Source organism: Pelagerythrobacter sp. (assembly GCF_041912895.1).
Lineage (GTDB): Bacteria > Pseudomonadota > Alphaproteobacteria > Sphingomonadales > Sphingomonadaceae > Pelagerythrobacter.
On sequence record NZ_JAYSGI010000001.1, the window covers coordinates 1,124,070 to 1,144,306 of the forward strand.

General features: G+C 68.4%; 19 protein-coding genes. 13 read left to right on the forward strand and 6 right to left on the reverse strand.

Annotated elements, in window-relative coordinates:
* Nucleotides 1–21: 21 nt before the first annotated feature.
* The gene (locus tag ACE3QC_RS05695; protein ID WP_374406133.1) at nt 22–795 is read right to left on the reverse strand and encodes an esterase/lipase family protein; all 774 of its coding nucleotides are present in this window, start codon (nt 793–795) and stop codon (nt 22–24) included.
* A gap of 51 nt (nt 796–846) precedes the next feature.
* Nucleotides 847–1,401 carry a DUF3617 domain-containing protein gene (locus ACE3QC_RS05700; protein ID WP_374406134.1) on the reverse strand — a complete coding sequence of 185 codons (555 nt, stop codon included), beginning with the start codon at nt 1,399–1,401 and terminating at the stop codon, nt 847–849.
* Between the two features lie 103 nt (nt 1,402–1,504).
* On the opposite strand from ACE3QC_RS05700, the gene uvrB reads away from it, so the two are divergent.
* The 3 genes from uvrB (at nt 1,505) to ACE3QC_RS05715 (ending at nt 5,833) form a co-directional block, all read left to right on the forward strand.
* Nucleotides 1,505–3,691, forward strand: coding sequence for an excinuclease ABC subunit UvrB (gene uvrB / locus ACE3QC_RS05705; protein ID WP_374406135.1), 2,187 nt, complete (start codon nt 1,505–1,507; stop codon nt 3,689–3,691).
* 80 nt (nt 3,692–3,771) lie between these two features.
* Nucleotides 3,772–5,271, forward strand: a complete 1,500-nt coding sequence (locus ACE3QC_RS05710; RefSeq protein WP_374406136.1) for a S10 family peptidase — start codon at nt 3,772–3,774, stop codon at nt 5,269–5,271.
* A gap of 4 nt (nt 5,272–5,275) precedes the next feature.
* Complete coding sequence (locus ACE3QC_RS05715; RefSeq protein WP_374406137.1) at nt 5,276–5,833, forward strand: hypothetical protein; 558 nt, start codon at nt 5,276–5,278, stop codon at nt 5,831–5,833.
* Here ACE3QC_RS05715 and ACE3QC_RS05720 read toward each other — a convergent pair.
* On the reverse strand, nt 5,742–7,889 hold the full coding sequence (locus tag ACE3QC_RS05720; RefSeq protein ID WP_374406138.1) for a protein-disulfide reductase DsbD family protein: 2,148 nt from the start codon (nt 7,887–7,889) through the stop codon (nt 5,742–5,744). The genes ACE3QC_RS05715 and ACE3QC_RS05720 overlap by 92 nt on opposite strands.
* 64 nt (nt 7,890–7,953) lie before the next feature.
* Here ACE3QC_RS05720 and ACE3QC_RS05725 point away from each other — a divergent pair, with 64 nt between their 5' ends.
* Nucleotides 7,954–9,168 (forward strand): FAD-dependent monooxygenase, encoded by a 1,215-nt coding sequence (locus tag ACE3QC_RS05725; protein WP_374406139.1) that lies wholly within the window; start codon nt 7,954–7,956, stop codon nt 9,166–9,168.
* A gap of 12 nt (nt 9,169–9,180) precedes the next feature.
* Here the strand turns inward: ACE3QC_RS05725 and ACE3QC_RS05730 are convergent, their stop codons facing one another.
* From ACE3QC_RS05730 to hemC, 3 genes are read right to left on the reverse strand one after another with little or no spacing between them, the layout of a single operon-like run.
* Nucleotides 9,181–10,095 carry a hypothetical protein gene (locus ACE3QC_RS05730; RefSeq protein WP_374406140.1) on the reverse strand — a complete coding sequence of 305 codons (915 nt, stop codon included), beginning with the start codon at nt 10,093–10,095 and terminating at the stop codon, nt 9,181–9,183.
* 53 nt (nt 10,096–10,148) lie between these two features.
* Nucleotides 10,149–10,832, reverse strand: coding sequence for a uroporphyrinogen-III synthase (locus ACE3QC_RS05735; protein WP_374406141.1), 684 nt, complete (start codon nt 10,830–10,832; stop codon nt 10,149–10,151).
* The gene (gene hemC / locus ACE3QC_RS05740) at nt 10,829–11,758 is read right to left on the reverse strand and encodes a hydroxymethylbilane synthase (protein WP_374406142.1); all 930 of its coding nucleotides are present in this window, start codon (nt 11,756–11,758) and stop codon (nt 10,829–10,831) included. Before hemC ends, ACE3QC_RS05735 begins: the two co-directional genes overlap by 4 nt.
* Before the next feature lie 45 nt (nt 11,759–11,803).
* Here hemC and tsaD point away from each other — a divergent pair, with 45 nt between their 5' ends.
* The 9 genes from tsaD to ACE3QC_RS05785 all read left to right on the forward strand — a co-directional run bounded on the left by tsaD (nt 11,804) and on the right by ACE3QC_RS05785 (nt 20,216).
* On the forward strand, nt 11,804–12,832 hold the full coding sequence (gene tsaD / locus ACE3QC_RS05745; protein WP_374406144.1) for a tRNA (adenosine(37)-N6)-threonylcarbamoyltransferase complex transferase subunit TsaD: 1,029 nt from the start codon (nt 11,804–11,806) through the stop codon (nt 12,830–12,832).
* Nucleotides 12,829–13,830: an NAD(P)H-dependent glycerol-3-phosphate dehydrogenase gene (locus ACE3QC_RS05750; RefSeq protein ID WP_374406146.1), complete on the forward strand. Its 1,002-nt coding sequence runs from the start codon at nt 12,829–12,831 to the stop codon at nt 13,828–13,830. The genes tsaD and ACE3QC_RS05750 overlap by 4 nt, the downstream gene beginning before the upstream one ends.
* Nucleotides 13,827–15,323, forward strand: coding sequence for a lipopolysaccharide biosynthesis protein (locus ACE3QC_RS05755; protein ID WP_374406148.1), 1,497 nt, complete (start codon nt 13,827–13,829; stop codon nt 15,321–15,323). Before ACE3QC_RS05750 ends, ACE3QC_RS05755 begins: the two co-directional genes overlap by 4 nt.
* Before the next feature lie 54 nt (nt 15,324–15,377).
* Nucleotides 15,378–16,118, forward strand: coding sequence for an OmpA family protein (locus ACE3QC_RS05760; protein WP_374406149.1), 741 nt, complete (start codon nt 15,378–15,380; stop codon nt 16,116–16,118).
* Nucleotides 16,119–16,231: 113 nt separating this feature from the next.
* Entirely contained in the window at nt 16,232–16,789 is a 558-nt protein-coding gene (locus tag ACE3QC_RS05765; RefSeq protein WP_374406150.1) for a hypothetical protein, read from the forward strand.
* Nucleotides 16,790–16,863: 74 nt separating this feature from the next.
* A complete protein-coding gene (locus ACE3QC_RS05770; RefSeq protein ID WP_374406152.1) occupies nt 16,864–17,226 on the forward strand; it encodes a response regulator in 363 nt (120 codons plus the stop codon).
* 157 nt (nt 17,227–17,383) lie between these two features.
* Complete coding sequence (locus tag ACE3QC_RS05775; protein ID WP_374406153.1) at nt 17,384–18,565, forward strand: acyl-CoA dehydrogenase; 1,182 nt, start codon at nt 17,384–17,386, stop codon at nt 18,563–18,565.
* Nucleotides 18,565–19,209, forward strand: a complete 645-nt coding sequence (gene maiA / locus ACE3QC_RS05780; RefSeq protein ID WP_374406154.1) for a maleylacetoacetate isomerase — start codon at nt 18,565–18,567, stop codon at nt 19,207–19,209. The genes ACE3QC_RS05775 and maiA overlap by 1 nt, the downstream gene beginning before the upstream one ends.
* Nucleotides 19,206–20,216, forward strand: a complete 1,011-nt coding sequence (locus ACE3QC_RS05785) for a fumarylacetoacetate hydrolase family protein (protein ID WP_374406156.1) — start codon at nt 19,206–19,208, stop codon at nt 20,214–20,216. Before maiA ends, ACE3QC_RS05785 begins: the two co-directional genes overlap by 4 nt.
* Nucleotides 20,217–20,237: the final 21 nt, after the last annotated feature.

Genomic DNA, 20,237 nt, shown 5'->3' on the forward strand with positions numbered 1-20,237 from the left:
GCGTACTCCAGAAGGAAAGGTTCAGGCGGCGTCGAGTTCCCGCAACACCGCGCCGATCGCTTCCGGCGAATAGGTGAAACCCAGATGCGTGCAGCGCAGCGCCACCGCCCGATCGCGCTCGCAGGCGCGGCCGCAGGCGCTGCGTGCGCTGACGATTCCGTCGCGCGGGCTCCACAGCGCCACCGTCGGCACCGGCGGCTTGTCGCAGATGTCGGTCTGGATCGGCGGCTGATCGACGCGATGACCGGTCACGAATTGATAGGCGCGCCACGCGTTGTTGGCGCGCGGATTGCCCGAAAAAGGCGAGCCCATGGTGACGACCTTCGCCACGCGGTCGGGATGGCGCTTAGCGATCTCGCGCGCGAACAGCCCGCCGAGGCTCCAGCCGACCAGATGGACCTCACGGCCATAGCGCTCGTGAACCTCGATCAGCCGCCGCTCGAGATAGCGGATATTGTCCTCGGTCGGTCCGAAATTGAACCCCAGCCCCCAGCGCTTGACCTTGTGGCCGGCCCGCTCGAGCTGCCGCGCCATGTAGCGCATGCGGATGGGGTGCGTCGCGAAGCCCGGCAGCAGCATCACGGTGCGGATTTCCGCCGCGGGTGCAACTTCGATCCGGCGAAACGGGCGCCGGACCGGCTCGGCGAGATGCGACAGCTCGCCCACCAGATAGCGCAGCTTCGGGCCCGAACTCGCATCGGCTATCGGCTCGCGCGCAAGTTCCCAGCGCTGCGCCAGCTCGTGCCGCGAGCTGGGCAGGTGCGCGAAGGAAGAAGGGGCGGAAGCGGTTGCCATCGGATCATTATGTCCCGGCATTGCTAACAGCCGCTGAACGATACCGTTCCGCTATTGCCCGCGTTCGGGACAGTCACCGATGCGCTGCGACGAAACCTTCATCGTCATCCGCATCTCGCCGCCCGGGATGGCGGGCGAGCTCTGGCTCATCTCCATGCGCATGCTGCTCGATTCGGCTTCGACGACGCCATCGATCGTCATGTGCGCCTCGGTGCCGTCCGACCCGGTACAGGTGAGCGCGGCATCGAGATCGCTGCCGTCCGCATCGAACCGGTCGAACGCGCAGGTAATTCCCTCCGCGCCTTCGCCGAGCCGCCTGACGACCGGCTTGAACCCTTCGTCGGCCTCCGCCTGGGTGAGGCAGCGGGTCTGTTCCTCGCCCTGAAGGCCGGCCGCGAGATCGCGCATCTGCGCAGCCTGTGCAGGCGGAATGCCGGGAATTTCGAAATCGACGATCTCGGTGTTGCTCCGGTAGAGGCCGGGCGTCGGCTTCACGAGGTTGTCGGCGGCCGCCATGACCTCTTCCGGCGATTTGGGCTGGTCCGCACCGTCGCCGCATGCCGTCAGGGCCAGAGCGCTGCCGACGATAATGATAGATGCTCGCATTCGGCGGCTCCCTTTCACGCTGTATCGGCGGCCATCGCTATCAAGCACCGCCTCCGCTGCCAAGCGCTTGCCGCGCACGCCCCGCGCGCCCATATCGCGGAGCATGGCCGAACTCGTGATCCGCAGGGGCTTGGAAGAGCCCGATACCTCCGAAAATTTCACGCCGCACAAGCCGCAACGCCCCGAGAAATCGATGGGCGGCAAGCGGTTCGAGCTGGTTTCGGACTATCAGCCCGCCGGCGATCAACCCGCCGCGATCGCCGAACTGACCGGCGCCGCAAAGGACGGCGAGCAAACGCAGGTGCTGCTGGGCGTGACCGGCTCGGGCAAGACTTTCACCATGGCCAAGGTGATCGAGGAACTGCAGCGCCCGGCGCTGGTGCTCGCGCCCAACAAGATCCTCGCCGCGCAGCTCTACGGCGAGTTCAAGAGCTTCTTCCCGAACAACGCGGTCGAATATTTCGTCAGCTACTACGACTACTACCAACCCGAGGCCTACGTGCCGCGCAGCGACACTTACATCGAGAAGGAAAGCTCGGTGAACGAGGCGATCGACCGCATGCGCCACTCGGCCACGCGCGCGCTGCTGGAACGCGACGACGTGATCATCGTCGCCTCGGTATCGTGCCTTTACGGCATCGGTTCGGTCGAAACCTATTCGGCGATGATCTTCGATATCAAGAAAGGCGAGAGCGTCGACCAGCGCGAGCTCATCCGCAAGCTGGTGGCCTTGCAATACAAGCGCAACGACGCGGCCTTCGCGCGCGGCAATTTCCGCGTGCGCGGCGACAATCTGGAGATCTTCCCCAGCCATTACGAGGACATGGCGTGGCGGGTCAGCTTCTTCGGCGACGATATCGAGGAAATCAGCGAATTCGATCCGCTGACCGGCACCAAGGGCGCGAGCCTCGACAAGGTGCGCGTCTACGCCAATTCGCACTACGTCACGCCCGGCCCGACGATGAAGCAGGCGAGCCAGGCGATCAAATTCGAGCTCGAGGAACGGCTCAAGGAACTCCACGCCGAGGGCCGGTTGCTCGAAGCCCAGCGGCTCGAACAGCGGACCAATTTCGATCTCGAGATGATCGCCGCCACCGGTTCTTGCGCGGGGATCGAGAACTACAGCCGCTTCCTTACCGGCCGCCTGCCGGGCGAGCCGCCGCCGACGCTGTTCGAGTACCTGCCCGACAACGCGCTGCTGTTCGTCGACGAGAGCCACCAGACCGTGCCCCAGGTCGGCGCGATGGCGCGCGGCGACCACCGGCGCAAGCTGACGCTGGCCGAATACGGCTTCCGCCTACCGAGCTGCATCGACAACCGCCCGCTGCGGTTCAACGAATGGGACGCGATGCGCCCGCAGACGTTCTGCGTCAGCGCCACCCCCGGGGGATGGGAGATGGAGCAGACCGGCGGCGTATTCGCCGAACAGGTCATTCGCCCCACCGGCCTGATCGACCCGCCGGTCGAGGTGCGCCCGGTCGAGGACCAGGTGCAGGATTGCATCGCCGAAGCGAAGGCGACCGCGGCGAAGGGCTATCGCACGCTCGTCACCACGCTGACCAAGCGCATGGCGGAAGACCTGACCGAATTCATGCACGAGCAGGGCGTGCGCGTGCGCTACATGCACTCCGACGTCGAGACGCTGGAGCGCATCGAGCTGATCCGCGACCTGCGGCTAGGCGTCTACGACGTGCTGATCGGTATCAACCTGCTGCGCGAAGGGCTCGACATTCCCGAATGCGGGCTGGTCGCGATCCTCGACGCGGACAAGGAAGGCTTTCTTCGCTCGGAAACCTCGCTGATCCAAACGATCGGCCGCGCCGCGCGCAACGTCGATGGCAAGGTGATCCTCTACGCCGACCGGGTCACCGGCAGCATGGAACGCGCCATGGCGGAGACGGAGCGCCGGCGCGAGAAGCAGCGCGAATACAACGCCGAGCATGGCATCACGCCGACCACGATCCGCCGCCAGATCGCCGACATCGTCGCCCACACCGCGAGCAAGGACGGCGTCACCGTCGATACCGGCGACGACGAGCGCAACAACCTCGTCGGCCACAACCTGCGCGCCTACATCGAAGACCTCGAAAAACGCATGCGGACCGCCGCCGCCGACCTCGAATTCGAGGAAGCGGGCCGCCTGCGCGACGAGATCAGGCGGCTGGAGAACGACGAACTCGGCCTGTCGGACGACGAGAAGAAGGCCCCGCTCGTCGGCCGCGCCACCGAAGGCAGGCCGGGCACGCGCAAGATGCGGTACGGCAAGACGCAGCGGAAGTGGGGCAAGTAAGCCCGCAGTTCACAGAAGCCTGTCGGTCGTTCATCCCCATCCATTGCCTTTTGCGGATCGTCTGACCTAACAGACCGTCCATGACCTTCCGCACCCTGCTGGCCGCCACCGCCGCCTTCGCCATCGCCTGCCCCGCCGTCGCGCAATCGGACGATGCAAAACCTGCCGCCGAGGCTGCTCCCGCACCCTACGAGGCCAACTCCGCCTCCGAGACGTTCACCGGCACGTTCGGCGGGCGCTCGGTGCGCTATACCGCCACGGTGCAGGAACAGGTGCTCGAGGCCGAGGACGGCACGCCCAAGGCGGCGATCGTCACGACCAGCTATATCGCCGAGCCGCGCGATGCCGAACGTCCGGTCACCTTCCTGTTCAACGGCGGGCCGGGTTCGGGTTCGGTGTGGCTGCAGATGGGCGCGTTCGGGCCCAAGCGGGTCGCGATCCCCTCCGACGCGCGCGACGACGGGGCGCCGCCCTATCCCATTCTCGATAACCCGGATTCGCTGCTCGACGTCACCGATCTCGTGTTCATCGATCCCGTAGGCACCGGGTTTAGCCACACGATCGGCGAGACCAAGGGCGAGGAATACTGGGGCGTCACCAAGGATGCGAAGTCGGTCGCCGAGGTCATCCGCATGTGGCTGGACGACAACGGGCGCTGGAACAGCCCCAAGTTCCTCGGCGGCGAGAGCTACGGCACCACGCGCTCGGCCGCGGTCGTCAACGAACTGGAGGGTCAGTACAACGATGTCGCGCTCAACGGTGTAATCCTGATCTCGACCGTGCTCGATTTCGGCGCGGGCGCGGAGACCGAAGGGGCCGAACTCGGCTACATCACGACCCTGCCCAGCATGGCCGCGACCGCGCTCTATCACGGCAAGGCCACGGCGCGCTCGGTCGAGCAGTTCGTCGAGGACGCGCGCCAGTTCGCGATCGGGCCCTACGCCGCGTTCCTGCTCAAGGGGCAGAACGCCGACGCGCAGGAACGCGCGGCGGTGCGCGCCGAGCTGGCACGGTTCACCGGGCTCTCGGAGGAATATCTTGATCGGGCGGACCTGCGCGTCAGCTCCGGCCGGTTCTACAAGGAACTGCTGCGCGATCGCGGGCTGACGGTCGGCCGGCTCGACAGCCGCTACACCGGCGTCGATTACGACAGCGCGGGCGAGACGCCCGACAACGACCCGAGCTTCTACGGCATCGACGGCGGCTATACCGCGGCGGTCAATCACTTCATGCGCGATACGCTCGGCTACGACACCGAAGAACGCTACGTCACGATCGGCTACGTCGGGCCGTGGGACTGGCGGCTCGAGGGCGGGCGCGACACCAACGCCTATCTCAACGTCGCGCCCTATCTCGGCCGCGCGCTGCGCGAGAATTCGGGGCTGCGCATCTTCGTGGGCCAGGGCTGGTACGATTTCGCCACGCCGTTCTTCGCCGCGGAGTACGCACTGAGCCGCACCGGCTTTCCGCAAGATCGGATCGAGTGGCAATATTACGATTCCGGACACATGATGTACGTGCGCGACGAGGATCGGCAAAAGCTGTCGGAAGATGTCCGCGCCTTCATTCGCGCGCGCTGAGGCGATGCTCCGGGCGTTTGCAATTGGAGTGGCGCTGGCCGGGCTCGCGGGGTGCAAGCCGCCCGCGACCGACGACTACGTCGCGCGGGTGGCGCTCGATACGGCGCAGTCCCATCCAAGCGAACCGCTGGCCTCCCCCGATACCGAAGGCGCGCTATGGGTGCCGGGGGAAGGCGTGCGCATCCTTTACGGCAAGCCCGGCGAAGCGCCTCTGATGGCGCTGGCGTGCGAGGATGGCGGCGAGGGGCGGCGCATCCATATCACCCGCTTCGCTGCGGCCGATCCGCGCGCCAAGGCGATCCTCGCGCTGATCGGCAACGGCCATGTCGTCCGGCTGAACGTCGATGCGACGTGGAACGGGCGCGCGTGGCTGTGGGAGGGCTATGCCGCGGCAGACGATTCGCGGATGGAGGTTCTCACCGGCCCGCGGCGCATCGAAGCGACCATCGCCGGCGCGGGCTCGCTCGAACTCAATCCGAGCCAGCAGCCGCGCCTTCTGGTCGAGGCGTGCCTGCGCGACCCCCGGTCTCCCGCCGTGCAGGAAGCGACTGCGCCAGCGTGATCAGTGCATCGGGGCCGAGCACCTGCGGCAGCTGCCGCGCTTCTTCGCCCGGCGCATACCAGAGATAGAGCGGCACGCCCGCCGCCCCGTGATCGGCGAGGAAGCGGGTGATCGCCGGATCGCGCCGCGTCCAGTCGCCCCGCATCGCTACCACGCCGGCATCGGCGAATGCATTGCGCGTCGGCTTGCGTTCGATCGCCACGCTTTCATTGACCTTGCAGGTCACGCACCAGTCTGCGGTGAACCAGACGAACACCGGATCGCCATCCGCGCGTGCCTCGGCCAGTTCCGCCTCGCTGAATTCTGCCGGCTCGAGAATGCTTTCCGCCGCCACGATCTCGTCGCTCGCCAGGCGGGGAAGGACGGCAACCGCGACGATCACGGCGGCCAGCGCGCTCACCACTGCGGCGCTCCGCACGGCGCCGGCCGTTCGGCCGACCACCAGCAGGATGGCAGCGAGCGCGCCGAGCATCGCCGCCGCACCCCATCCCAGATCGTCTCCGCCGAGCCGGAAACACAGCCATAGCAGCGCGAGCGCGGTGAGCCCCATCGGCACCGCCATGACCTTGCGGAAGGTCTCCATCCACGGCCCCGGGCGCGGCAACATCCGGCGCAGCGGAGGCACGAAACCGATCGCGAGGAACGGCAGCGCCAATCCGACCCCCATCGCGCCGAACAGCAGCAATGCCGAGGACGTCGGCAGCACCAGCGCGGCCCCGAGCGCCGCCGCCATGAACGGCCCGGTGCACGGCGTGGCGATGAACGCCGCGAGCAGGCCGGTGGCGAAGGCGCCGGCAGGCTCTCCGCTGCGGGTGAGCGAGATCGACGGAAGCTCGAACAGCCCGGCGAGATTGGCGGTGATCGCCGCGGTCAGCGCCAGCAGCCCGACCACGACCGCCGGTTGCTGCAACTGGAACGCCCAGCCCACGCTCTCGCCCGCCGACCGCAGCGCCAGCAGCCCCGCCCCCAGCGCAAGGCACGCCAGCACCACGCCGGCGGTATAGGCCGCGCCTTCGCGCCGGGCGAGCGCCGCGCTTTCGCCCGCGCGCGCCAGGCTCAGCGCCTTGAGGCTGAGGATCGGAAAGACGCAGGGCATGACATTGAGGAACAGCCCGCCCGCCAGCGCGCCGAGCGCGAGCAGCCAGAGCGACGGCAACTGCGGCTGCGCGATCGGCACGCCAGCCTCGGCCACTTTGCCCGGTTCGGCCGAAAAGCGCACCCCGACATCGCGCGAGAATGCGAGAATGCCCTCGATCCGCGGCGGCGCGGGCTCGCGGACGAGATCGGACGGCAGGTTGAGCTGAGTCAGCGGGACATCGACGACCAGCCGGTCGCCATCGCGGAAGAACGATTGCTTCTGGGCATAGGCCGGCCGCTTGCCCTGCCCCAGCTCGCGCTCGGACACGAACAGGTGCGGATCGGGCAGCGCGACTTCGGCGGGGAGCGGCACCGCGACGCGTAGCGTCTGGCCGTCGACGGCGAAGCTGGCGCGGCTTTCGATCAGCGGCGCGATCTGCGCGCGCCATTTCACGAAGCGCGGATCGGGCTCGGCCTCGGCCAGTTCCGCCGGATCGAGTTCGAGCACCGCCTGCTGGGGCACGCAGAGCTTGTCGGTGCAGGCGAGATAGTCCGCCGTCACCTCGAGCGGCTCGGCATCGGCGATATCCGCCCCGCGCGGGATGCGGATCGGCACCAGCACGGTGTAGCGCCCTTCATAGACGTGGTTCATCAACCCGCCGATCACGAGGCGATGCGGCACGGGATAGAGCGGCTCGCCCGCGGACCATCCCGCCGGCAACGTCCAGTCCAGTTCCATTCCGAGGCCCGCGTCGCCCGGGTTCGACCAATAGCCGTGCCACTCGTCCGATCGCGGGGTGAACCGGAGCGCGAGCATCCATTCTCCGCCGGCCTCGGGGGCCTTCTCCGCGATCAGTTCGGCGGACATGTTGTCGTCGCCGATCAGCGGCTGCGCGCGGGCGAACCCGGCGGCGGCAAGGGCCAATGCGGCGACGAGCGCCAGCGCTGCATATGCGAGCCAGGCGCGCACAGCGCCCATTGTCCTTGCCTCGGTCACCGCCGTGGCTCTAGTGGGATGCGGAGTTTCCTGCAACGAGAAGGCGATGAACGACAGGCGCGATCTGCTGATTCTGGGCGGTGGACTGGTGGGCATGACGCTCGCGCTGGCCGCCGCGCGCAAGGGGCTGTCGAGCCATGTGGTCGACCGCGCGGACCCGGCGGACCTGACCGCGGAAGGGTTCGACGGGCGCGCCAGCGCGATCTCGACCGCGAGCTGGAACCTGTTCGGCAATATCGGCATCGCCGACGCGCTCGAGCCGCACGGCTGCCCGATCGAGACGATCGCGGTGAGCGATCAGCGCAAGCCGGGCCGGATCGACTTCCGCCCCGAGCCGCATGAAGGGTCGCTCGGCCGGATGTTCGCCAATCGGGCGCTTCGCCTCGCATTGTTCGAGGCCGCCGCCGCCGAGCCGCTGATCGCCTGGCACGCGAAATCCGAAGTGGCCGAACGGCAGCGCGGCGAACACGCGGTGAGCGCCACGCTGGCCGACGGCCGGACGCTTTCCGCGGCGCTGATGGTCGGCGCCGAGGGGCGGACCTCCCCCACCCGCGAAACCGCCGGGATCAAGGTCGCCAAGTGGCAATACGGCCACCGCGCGATCATCGCCGGACTCGAGCACGAGAAGCCGCACCAGGGCGTCGCGTGGGAGATCTTTTATCCCACCGGCCCCTTCGCGCTGCTGCCGATGCGCGACGGCGCGGGTGGCGCGCACCGCAGCGCACTGGTGTGGACGGTCGACGAGAAGGACGCGGCGGGCACGCTGAAACTGTCCGACCGTGCCTTCCTCGCCGAAGTGGAAAAGCGCATGGGCGACCTGTTCGGCGCGGTTCGCGGGGCCGGCCCGCGCTCCTCCTTTCCGCTGGGCTTCCATCACACCGTACGGGTCACGGATCGGCGGCTCGCGCTGGTCGGTGACGCGGCGCACGGCATCCATCCGATCGCGGGGCAAGGGCTGAACCTGGGCCTGCGCGATGTCGGCGCACTGGTGGAAGTGTTGAGCGAAGGGATGCGGCTCGGCCTCGAGCCCGGCGATGCGCAATTGCTCGCGCGCTACGAGCGCTGGCGCGGGCTCGATTCCTTCACCGTCGCGCTGGCGACGGACAGCCTCACCCGGTTGTTCGGCGTGCCCGGCCGCACCGCATCGGCGGTGCGGCGCTTCGGCATGGCCGGGGTCGAACGGATACCCGCCCTCAAGCACTGGTTCATGGACGAGGCGCGCGGCGTTTCGGGCGATGTGCCCGAACTGATGCGCGCCTGACTTTCCGAAGGATTATTCCGAGGCGGTCGCCCGCATCGCCGGGCTCGGCTGTTCGATCGGATTGCCCGAACCGTCACGCAGCAAGCGTGGTTCGAGCACCGCCGAGGTCTCGATGAGGTCGAGCGCGCGGCGGGCCGCGACGTAACGCTCGGCATCCGCGATCCAGCGGCGGGCTTGCTCGGCCCCGGGCAAGCGACGCACTTCGTCGATCGCCATGTTGACCCGCCCGCTCTGGAGATAGAACCGCGCCCGCTCGATCCGGCGCGAGGGCTGCGGCGAGGGCGTGCTTTCCTTGCGGATCACGACCAGCTGGCTCAATTCGTGGCCGATCCGCTCGAACAGCGGGTCGCCGGTCGCCTCGGTGAGTTGCGGCGCGAGGCCTTCGAGCCGCGCTGCAAGGACATCGAGCGTGATCGGATTTCGCGAGAATTCAATGATCGTAGCGACCGAGTTGGGCTTGGCATCGCCGAAGCGGAGCCGCAACTGCTCGGCGAGATAGCCCAGTTCCGCCCCGCGGTCGAGCGCCCGGCGCGCGGCGAAGGCGATCAGCAGGCCTTCCGCGCGCGCGGCATTCCCCGCCGCCGCCTGCGCCTGCAGGTCCAGCCGCGACAGGCGCTGCTCCGCAGCGGCGAGGCGCTGGTCGAGCCCGCCCTGCTGTTCGGCGACTTGCTCGACACGCTGGCTGGCGGCTGCCGGCGTAGTGGCGGGCGCAGGCGTCGGCGATGCAGCGGGGAGCTGCGGCTCGGCGACCGCAGGCAAAGGCTGTTCGGCAGGCGCCGTGTCCTCGCCAGTTCCGAAATCGACGCCCGAGCGCCAGGCGAAATAGCCCACCAGCAGCGCACCGAACAGAAACGCCGCGAGCGCGACGATGACGATCGGCTTGAAAGACGCGCTGCGCGCAGGGGTGGGGTTCGAGTATCTGTCCATCGAAATCCGTTCTGCGACCCGCTCGCGCCCGGCCGGGCGCTATCCCGCGCAGGTCAATGGCATATGTCGCGGGCCAATGCCAGAAGCTGGCTGTCTACAGGATGACCGGCGACCGCGACGCGCCGCCAGCCGCCGCCCGCCGCCTCGGCGATACGCGGGGCGAGCGCGGCGAGTGCAATCGCCTCGCGCGCCAGACCTGCCCGGTCGCATTCGCGGGCGAAATGCCGCGCCGCTTCGCCCGAATGGAGCAGCACTACGCCGCCCGCCTTCAATCTGCCGGCGAAGTCTACCGGGATCGGATGGTGGACCACCCGATAGACCACGCGAGTGTCGATCGCGACATTGGCGGGCGCTTCCAGCACGGTATGCCGCTCCCCCGCCAGCCGTAGCAGGCGCAGGCGATCGCCGCCGCTCAGCCGGTCCACGACCTGCTGCAATCCGCCCTGCCCGACGATTCCGACATTCAGCCCCGCCTCGCGCGCCGCTTCGGCGGTCGCCGCGCCGACCACATGCGCGGTGCGCCCTCGCCATTGCGCCAGCGCGGCCCCGGCATGGCGCACCGCGTTGGCGCTGCCGAGCAGGAGCGCGGCGAACTGAATATCGCGCGGCGCGGCCCATTTCACGGCGGCGACCTCGGCGAGCGGGTAGCCCTCAACTTGGATGGACAGGGCGCGCGCAGCTTCGAGCGTCGCCGACAACCCCGGTTCGGGCCGGATCGCGAAGATCGCCGCGCTCACGCCGGTCCGTCGAAATGCGCCGCTATGCCCGGCGTTGCGCGCGCGAGCAAGTCGGCGGCGAGCGTCGCCGGTGGCTCGTGATCGCCCGGCGCGAACCGACACTCGCCGTCCACGCGCTCGGCACCGTCTGGACTGAACAGGATAGCGCGCAGCACGATCGATTCACCCTCGCGCACCGAATGCGCGGCGATCGGGCTGTGGCAGGTGCCCCCCAGCCCCGCGAGCAGCGCGCGTTCGGCCATTACCGTGGCGCGCGAAGGCGCATCGTCGATCGCGGCGAACAGGGCGCGTGCATTATCGTCGTCCGCCCGGCATTCGATCCCGATCGCGCCCTGCGCCGGGGCCGGGAGCCATTCGGTGGGATCGAGCGCAGTGCCGACGCCAGTCTCTTCCAGCCGCGCCAGGCCCGCAGCGGCGAGCAGCGTCACGTCCGCCTCGCCCGCGGCGAGCTTCGCCAGCCGGGTCGCGACGTTGCCGCGAAACGTCACCACGTCGCAATCGGGCCGGAAATGGAGGATCTGCGCGGCGCGGCGCGGCGCGCTGGTGCCCACGCGGGCACCGCGTGGGATTTCGGCCACGCTCGCCGCGCCGACCAGCACGTCGCGCACGTCGGCGCGCGGCAACACGGCGGCGATCGCCAGCACATCGGGCCGGATCGTCTCGACATCTTTCATCGAATGGACCGCGCCGTCGATCCATCCTTCGGCGAGCCACTGGTCGAGTTCCTTCGTCCACAGCGCCTTGCCGCCGATCTCGGCCAGCGGGCGATCCTGTATCCGGTCGCCGCTGGCGCGCACCGGCATCAGGTCGATCGCGCTTTCGGGCCAACCGTGCGCCGCGCACAGCCGCGCGCGCGCCTCGCGCGCCTGGGCCATGGCGAGCGGCGAATGGCGCGTTCCGAGGCGGAGCTTTGGCTGGTCGGTCATGAGCGGCGCTTGCCCTAGCGAGGCAATTTGTTCAGGGGAAGCGGCATGGGCATCGTGCTTGGCATCGAATCGAGCTGCGACGAAACCGCGGCGGCCCTCGTGACCACCGATAGGGCTATCGTCGCGCAACGCATCGCGTCGCAGGATGCGGAGCACGCGCCCTATGGCGGCGTGGTGCCCGAGATAGCCGCACGCGCGCATGCCGAACGGCTCGCGCCGATGATCGAGGCGGTGATGGACGAGGCGGGAATGGCGCTGGCAGACCTCGACGCGATCGCAGCCACCGCCGGGCCGGGCCTGATCGGCGGCGTGATGGTCGGCCTCGTCAGCGCCAAGGCGCTGGCGATGGCAGGCGACGTGCCGCTGATTGCGGTGAACCATCTGGAAGGGCACGCGCTGTCCCCGCGCCTCGCCGATCCGACGCTCGAATTCCCCTATGCGCTGCTGCTCGTCTCGGGCGGACACTGCCAGATCCTGCGTGTCGAGGGCGTCGGGCGCTATCGCCGCCTCGCCACCACGATCGACGACGCACTGGGCGAAGCGTTCGACAAGACCGCCAAGATCCTCGGCCTCGGCTTTCCCGGCGGCCCGGCGGTCGAGCGGCTGGCGCGCGAGGGCGATCCCCGCGCTGTGCCCCTCCCCCGCCCGCTGGTCGGCAGCGGCGAACCGCATTTCAGCTTCGCCGGTCTCAAGAGCGCGGTGCTGCGCGCCAAGGAGAGCGGCAAGCACGCGGATGCCGATATCGCGGCGAGCTTCCAGCAGGCCGCGCTCGACTGCGTATGCGACCGGCTGGCGATCGCGCTCGATGCGATGGAGCCGGTGCCCGCGCTGGTCGTCGCGGGCGGCGTCGCGGCCAACCGCGCGATCCGCACCGCGCTGGAGGACCTGGCGAACGCGCGCGGCATGCGCTTCGTCGCGCCCCCGCCCGGGCTGTGCACCGACAACGCGGCGATGATCGCCTGGGCCGGCTGCGAACGGCTTGGCCAGTCCGATCCGCTCGATATCGCGGCCCGCCCCCGTTGGCCGCTCGATCCCGAGGCGGAGCCGGTCCGCGGCGCGGGGTACAAGGCATGACCGAAAGCATGACTGTCGGCGTGATCGGCGCGGGCGCGTGGGGTACCGCGCTCGCGCAAATGCTCGCGTCGGACGGGCGCGAGGTGCTGCTGTGGGCGCTCGAGCCCGAACTGGTCGACGAGATCAACTCTTCGCGCCGCAACGGGATTTATCTTCCCTCCGCCGAGCTGGCGCCGACGATCCGCGCCACCGGCGCCCTCTCCGATCTCGCCGGATGCAGCGCGATCCTCGCGGTCACGCCCGCACAGCATCTCGGCAAGGTGCTCGCGAATCTTCCCGAACATCCGCGTGACCTCGTGCTGTGCAGCAAGGGCATCGAAGCGGGCACCGGGCGGCTGATGAACGCCGTCGCCGCCGAGGCCGCGCCCGAAAGCGCGATCGCCATCCTGTCCGGCCCCACCTTCGCGCACGAAGTCGCCGCCGGGCTGCCCACCGCGGTCACGCTGGCGTGCAGCGGCGGCGAAGCGCAGTGGGACCGGCTCGCCCCGATGATCGCGCGGCCATCGTTCCGGCCATATTATTCGGACGACGTCACCGGGGCGGAGATCGGCGGCGCGGTCAAGAACGTGCTCGCGATCGCCTGCGGCGTGGTCGACGGGCTGCAATTGGGCCAGAACGCGCGCGCCGCGCTGATCGCGCGCGGCTATGCCGAGATGCTGCGCTTCGGCGAGGCGCTGGGCGCGATGCCCGAAACGCTCGCGGGCCTGTGCGGTTTGGGCGATCTCGTGCTCACCTGCTCCTCCACCTCGAGCCGCAACTTCTCGCTCGGCAAGGCGCTCGGCGAAGGGCAGTCCGCGCAGGTGCTAATGGCCGACCGGCGCACCGTGGCCGAAGGCGCGCACACCGCGCCGGTGCTGACCGAACTCGCCGCGCGCCACGGCATCGCCATGCCGATCGTCGCCGCGGTCTACCGCCTGCTCGGCGGTGCGCCGGCGCCCGATATCGTGAGCGAGCTGCTCTCGCGCCCATTGCGTTCGGAACAGGACGGCGCTGCGTGACCGAAGCCGAGCAGCAGGGCGACATCGCGGTGCTCGCGAAAGGGGGCCGGACCAATTTCATCGGTTTCCTGCTGCGGCTCGTCGCGCGGGTGCCCTTCCTGTTCATCGCCGGGCGGCTCTACGGCGCGGCGGAACTCGGCCGCTTCGCTTCCGCGCTGGTGGTGATCGAACTGCTCGCGCTGATCTGCTCGATGGGGGAAAAGCGCGGGCTGGCGCAGCGCCTGTCCGAAGGCGAAGGCATCCGGCCGGCCAACGTGGTGTTCGACGGGCTGCTGCTGGCCACGCTGCTATCGTGCGCTGCGGGCCTCTTTCTGTGGTTCGTCCCCGCGCCGATGTTCCCCGCCGGGCAATATTCGACGCTCGACAAGCTGCTCGTCACGGCGATCCCCGCCTATGCGCTGACCGAAATCCTGCTCGCCGCGCAGGCCTATCGGTTCGACATCGCGACCACCGTGCGCGCACGCGCGATCGTGGAACCCTGGACGATCTCCATCATGGCCGGCGCGCTGTTCTTCGTGATCCCGGAATCAGGCCTGTCGCTCGCCTACATCGCCTCGATCTACGCCGGGCTGATCGCGGCGGCGTGGCCGTTTCTCAGGATGTACGGCCTGCCGCGCCAGTGGCGGCCCAACCCGCGCGCCATGTGGCGCATGACCACCCGCGCCTTCCCGCTCGCTTCGGCGGACGCGATCGAATGGGGCACGCGGCGGCTCGATATCTTCATCCTCGGCCTGTTCGCCGCGCCCGCCGCGGTCGGGATCTATTACATCGCGCAGCAGGTCGCGAGCTTGCCGCAGAAGCTCAAGACGAGCTTCGAGCCGATCCTCGGCCCGGTCATCACCCGCAACCTCAAGGAAAAGAACTATCCGGCAATCGCCCGGCAGGTCTGTCAGGTGGGCTTCTGGATCGTCGCCGCGCAGGCCGGCATCGCGCTTGCGCTCGGCGTGCCGGGGGAAGCGGTGATGGGGCTTGTCGGTCCGAACTTCGTCGGCGGCACCGGCGCGCTGGCCTTCCTGCTCGCGGCGGAAGTCGTGGCCGCGACCGCGGTCGTCTCCGAAGCCGCGCTCGTCTACGTCGCGCGCAAGCGCAACCTCGCGATCTCGTTCGGCACGATCGCGCTCCAGGGCGTGCTCACGGTGGCCGCGATCATGGCGGCCGAGCGGATGGGACTGGGCGAGCCGCACAAGGCCGCCGCGGCGGCGATCTCGCTCATGGGCGCCCTCGGCGTCGCTTCGCTGGCCAAGGCCTGGCTGCTCTCGCGCATCCTCGGCGAGCGGGTGAACAACTGGCGCTGGGCGCTGGTCTGGGCCGCTGCGCCGGCGATCGCGGTCGGTTACCTCGCCACGCGCACCCCCGAATGGGTCGAGCTGATCTTCGGCATCCCGCTGATCCTGCTGACCTACGGCTGGGTCATCTGGCGCAAGGGCTTCGGCCCGGAAGACCGTGTGCTGTTCCGCAAGAACGTCGGCGGGGAGAACGTGGCGGAGACCTGACCGAAGGCCCTCGTGGCCTTGCCCCCGCGCGAGGCCGCACGTAAGGCACGGGCCATGGCGATCCGCTCGACACTCACGATATTCGCCGGGGCATTGGCGGTCGGCGCGCTCGGGATCACCGGGGCGAACCTTTCCGCCGGCGATCTCCAGTCGGCGCTCGCGAGCGAAGCGCAGGACGCGATCGCCGAAGCGGGTGGGCAGGGCGTGGTCGCCAATTTCGTTTCGCCTTCGGGCTGGCCGTCGCGGCACCCGGTGCTCGATGGCGGCGGCGCGCTCGACGAAGCCACGCGCGCGAAAGTCGCTCGCGCGGTCGCCGCGGTGCCGGGCGTCGGCGGCATTCGCTGGGCCGATGGCGAAGCGCGGGCGCATGGCGGCGAGACCGAGTACACCCCCGCCCATTGCCAGGAAGACGTCGACGCCCTGCTGCGCGCGCGCACGATACGGTTCGAGGAATCGCGCAGCACGATCGATCGTGCCAGCCAGCAACTGGTCGACGAGGTCGCCTCCGCCTTGCGGCCCTGCCTCGGCAGCATCATCGCCATCACCGGCCATACCGACAGCTCGGGCGCACCCGCGGGCAACCTCGCGCTGTCGCGCGAACGAGCGGTAGCGGTGCGCGAGGCGCTCGTGGCGCGGGGGATACCCGCCGACGGCCTGCGCACCAGCGGCGTCGGGTCGAGCGAACCGGTCGAAGGGCTCGCTCCGAGCGATCCGGCCAACCGGCGGATCGAGTTCTCCGTCGTCTCGACCGAGCCGTTGCGGATCAGCCCGATCGACATTCCGGGGGCGCGTTGACATGGCGATGTGGTTCGAACTCACGGTAATGCTGCTCGCGACCTACGCCGTCGGCCTCGGCATCGGATGGCTGTTCTGGGGCCGCGTATCGAACGATTGGGGAGAATGATGGCATGACGCAGATGATCGAAACCTGGTGGCCCCTGTTCATCGTCGCCCTCGTGCTGGGCATCGCGATCGCATGGTGGCTGTTCGGATCGCGCCGCAGCACGCGCGTAACCGATCGCAGCGCAGGCGACGTGCTCGACGACGGGGCGGCGCCGGCCGCGCGCAACCAGGCGCTGATCGACGCCAAGGCGGCAGCGCAGCCGCCTGTCGTGCCGCCGGGGGTCGCCGGCAGCGGCACTGCGGTCGCGGCGGCGGTCGAGGCGCAGCAGATCGATGCCGCCGAAGCCGCTGCGGAAGTACCGCCTCCGCCAGCTACAGCTGCGGCAGGTGACGATCTCACCCGGATCAAGGGGGTCGGCGGAAAGCTCGATCAGTTGCTCGCCTCGCTCGGGGTCACCAGCTTCGCACAGATCGCCGCCTGGAGCGAGACCGACATCGACCGGATCGACGCGCAACTGGGCCGGTTCCAGGGCCGTATCCGGCGCGATAGCTGGGTCGAGCAGGCAAAGCTGCTCGCGGCGGACGACACCGCGGGTTACGAGGCCAAATTCGGCCGCCTGTGACCCGTAAGGCACGGGAACAATCCACGCTTGCCCCGGTTAATTCGATCAAACGCAATCGAATTTTTGGGTTAAGTATGATGAAACATCCCCGTATATTGGTCGCGGAAGACGAGTTTATCGTCGCCTTCGACTTGTGCGACACCGTCGAAGAAGCCGGCTTCGAGGTCGAAGGCCCGCATTCCGAAATCTCTAGCGCCATGCTCGCGGTGCAGAAGACGCGGCCCGACCTCGCGATTCTCGACGTCGAACTCGAGGATGGCGAGGCTTTCTCGCTCGCCGAGACGCTGATGGCCGAGAACGTGCCGGTAATCTTCCACTCCGGTCAGTTCAGCCCCGACGAAGTACGCGCGCGCTATCCCAGCGCGATCGCGTGCTCGAAGCCGTGCCCGCCGAACGTAATGCTCGAAAAAGTCCAGCAGGCGCTTTCGAGCAACTGAATCTGCTAGCATTTTCCGCTTCGGCAATCGGACGGGCGCACTCGTGCGCCCGTCTCTACATGGTCGGTCGATCACGCGAGCGGCGTCGCTCGCTCTCGCGGGCTTGTCGCGGTAGCGCAAGCCTGCGAAGGGAAGGCTAGCAGTCACAGGAGACATCATGGCCGGAATGGCGCCGTTCAACTGGGAAGATCCGTTCGATCTCGACGGGCAACTGACCGAAGACGAACGCATGATCCGCGACGCCGCGCGCGCCTTCGCGCAGGCCGAGCTTCAGCCGCGCGTGATCGATGCGTTCGCGCAGGAGATCGATGCGCCCGAGTTGTTTCCGCTGATGGGCCGCGCCGGGCTGCTGGGCGCGACCATTCCCGAGGAATACGGCGGCGCGGGCGCCGACTACGTCAGCTACGGCCTGATCGCACGCGAGATCGAGCGGGTCGATTCAGGCTACCGGTCGATGGCTTCGGTCCAGTCGAGCCTCGTGATGTATCCGATCCACGCCTACGGTTCGGAGGAGCAGCGCCGGAAGTACCTGCCCGGCCTCGCCAGCGGCGAGTTGATCGGCTGTTTCGGTCTGACCGAGCCCGACGCCGGTTCCGACCCCGGATCGATGCGGACTTATGCCAAGAAGGATGGCGACGGCTATTCGCTCTCGGGCAGCAAGACCTGGATCTCCAATTCCCCCTTCGCCGACGTGTTCGTGGTCTGGGCCAAGAGCGAAGCGCACGGCGACGGCATTCGCGGGTTCGTGCTCGAAAAGGGCATGGAGGGCCTCTCGGCCCCCAAGATCGACAACAAGCTCTCGCTGCGCGCCAGCACGACCGGCATGGTGGTGATGGACGAGGTCAAGCTGCCCGCCGACGCGCTGCTGCCCGAGGTCCAGGGGCTCAAGGGCCCGTTCGGGTGCCTCAACCGGGCACGCTACGGCATCTCGTGGGGCAGCATGGGCGCCGCCGAGTTCTGCTTCCACGCCGCGCGCCATTACGGCCTCGACCGCAACCAGTTCGGTCCGCTCGCTTCCAAGCAGCTCTACCAGTTGAAACTTGCCGACATGATGAGCGAGATCGCGCTCGGGCTGCAGTCCTCGCTGCGCGTCGGGCGGCTAATGGACGAAGGGCGGTTCGCGCCCGAGATGATCTCGATAGTCAAGCGCAACAACGTCGGTAAAGCCCTCGATATCGCTCGTAAATCACGTGACATGCACGGCGGCAACGGGATTTCGGGCGAATATCAGGTGATCCGCCATATGGTGAACCTCGAAACGGTGAACACCTACGAGGGGACGCACGACGTTCATGCGCTGATCCTCGGTCGGGCAATCACCGGAATTCCGGCATTTTGATGCGATTGTTCGGATACTATCGCAGCTCCACGAGCTATCGCCTTAGAATCGCGCTGAATCTCAAGCGGCTCGATTACGAATACGTGCCGGTAAACCTGCTCCAGGCCGAGCAGCGAGGTGCGGAATACACCGCGCGCAACCCGTTCGGCACGGTGCCCACGCTCGAAGCTGACGGACGCGAGCGCGCGCAATCGATGGCGCAGCTCGAATGGCTCGACGAGGCATATCCCGAGCACCCGCTGCTACCCAAGGGCACCGAAGAGCGCTTCACGGTGCGCGAACTGGTCTACGCGATCGCCACCGAGCTTCACGCGCCGCTCAACCTGCCAGTCCTGAAATATCTCAAGGATCCGCTCGGCCATTCGCAGCCCGAGATCGACACTTGGTATCGCCACTGGCTGGCGCGGACGCTGGCGCCGGTCGAGGCGCGGCTGGCGCAGCTCGGCAGCGAAGACTTCCTGTTCGACGCCCCCGGCCTGTTCGAGGCCGTGCTGCTGCCGCAGGTCTACAACGCGCGCCGCTTCGCGTTCGATTTCGCGGACCTGCCGTGCATCGAGCGGATCGAGGCGGCCTGCCTCGCGCTGGAATCTTTCCAGCGCGCCCACCCCGACAATCAACCGGACAACCCGGAGAACACCCGATGAAGCTCGCCACCCTCAACGACGGCACCCGCGACGGCAAGCTGGTCGTCGTCTCGAAAGACGTGACCCGCTATTGCGCCGCGGACAACATCGCCCCGACGATGCAGTTTGCGCTCGACAACTGGGCGGAGGTCGCCCCGAAGCTGGAAGTCCTCTACCGCGACGTCGAGCACGAGGCAGTGCCGTGCGAGCGGTTCCACGAGCGCGAGGCCCATTCGCCCCTGCCGCGCGCCTATCAGTGGGCCGACGGCAGCGCCTACATCAACCACGTCGAATTGGTGCGCAAGGCGCGCGGCGCCGAGGTGCCCGAGAGCTTCTACCACGACCCGCTGATGTATCAGGGCGGCTCGGACGACTTCCTGCCCCCACGCGCCGACATTCCGTTGAAGGACACCGCCTGGGGCTGCGACATGGAGGGCGAGATCGCCTGCATCGTGGACGACGTGCCGATGGGCACGACGCCGGAAGAAGCGGCGGGCCACATCAAGCTGCTGATGCTCGTCAACGACGTGTCGCTGCGCGGCCTGATCCCCGGCGAACTCGCCAAGGGCTTCGGGTTCTTCCAGTCGAAACCCGCAACCGCGTTTAGCCCCGTGGCGGTCACACCCGACGAACTGGGCGAGGCGTGGGAGGGCAACGTGATCCATCGCCCGCTGATGGTCGACTACAACGGCGCGCCGTTCGGCCGCGCGAACGTGGGGCAGGACGCGACGTTCAGCCTCGCCGATCTGGTCGCTCATGCGGCCAAGACGCGCAATCTCGGCGCGGGCGCGATCATTGGTTCCGGTACGATCTCGAACCAGGGGCCCGATGGCGATCCGGGCAAGCCGGTCGCCGAAGGCGGCGCGGGCTATTCGTGCATCGCGGAAATCCGCATGATCGAAACGATCGCGGACGGCGAAGCGAAGACCCGCTTCATGGCCCCCGGCGACAGCGTGGCGATCTGGATGGAGGACAGCGAAGGCCATTCGATATTCGGCAAGATCGAGCAGCAGGTGGTGCAGGGCTGACCGGCGCGCCGCGCCAGGGCC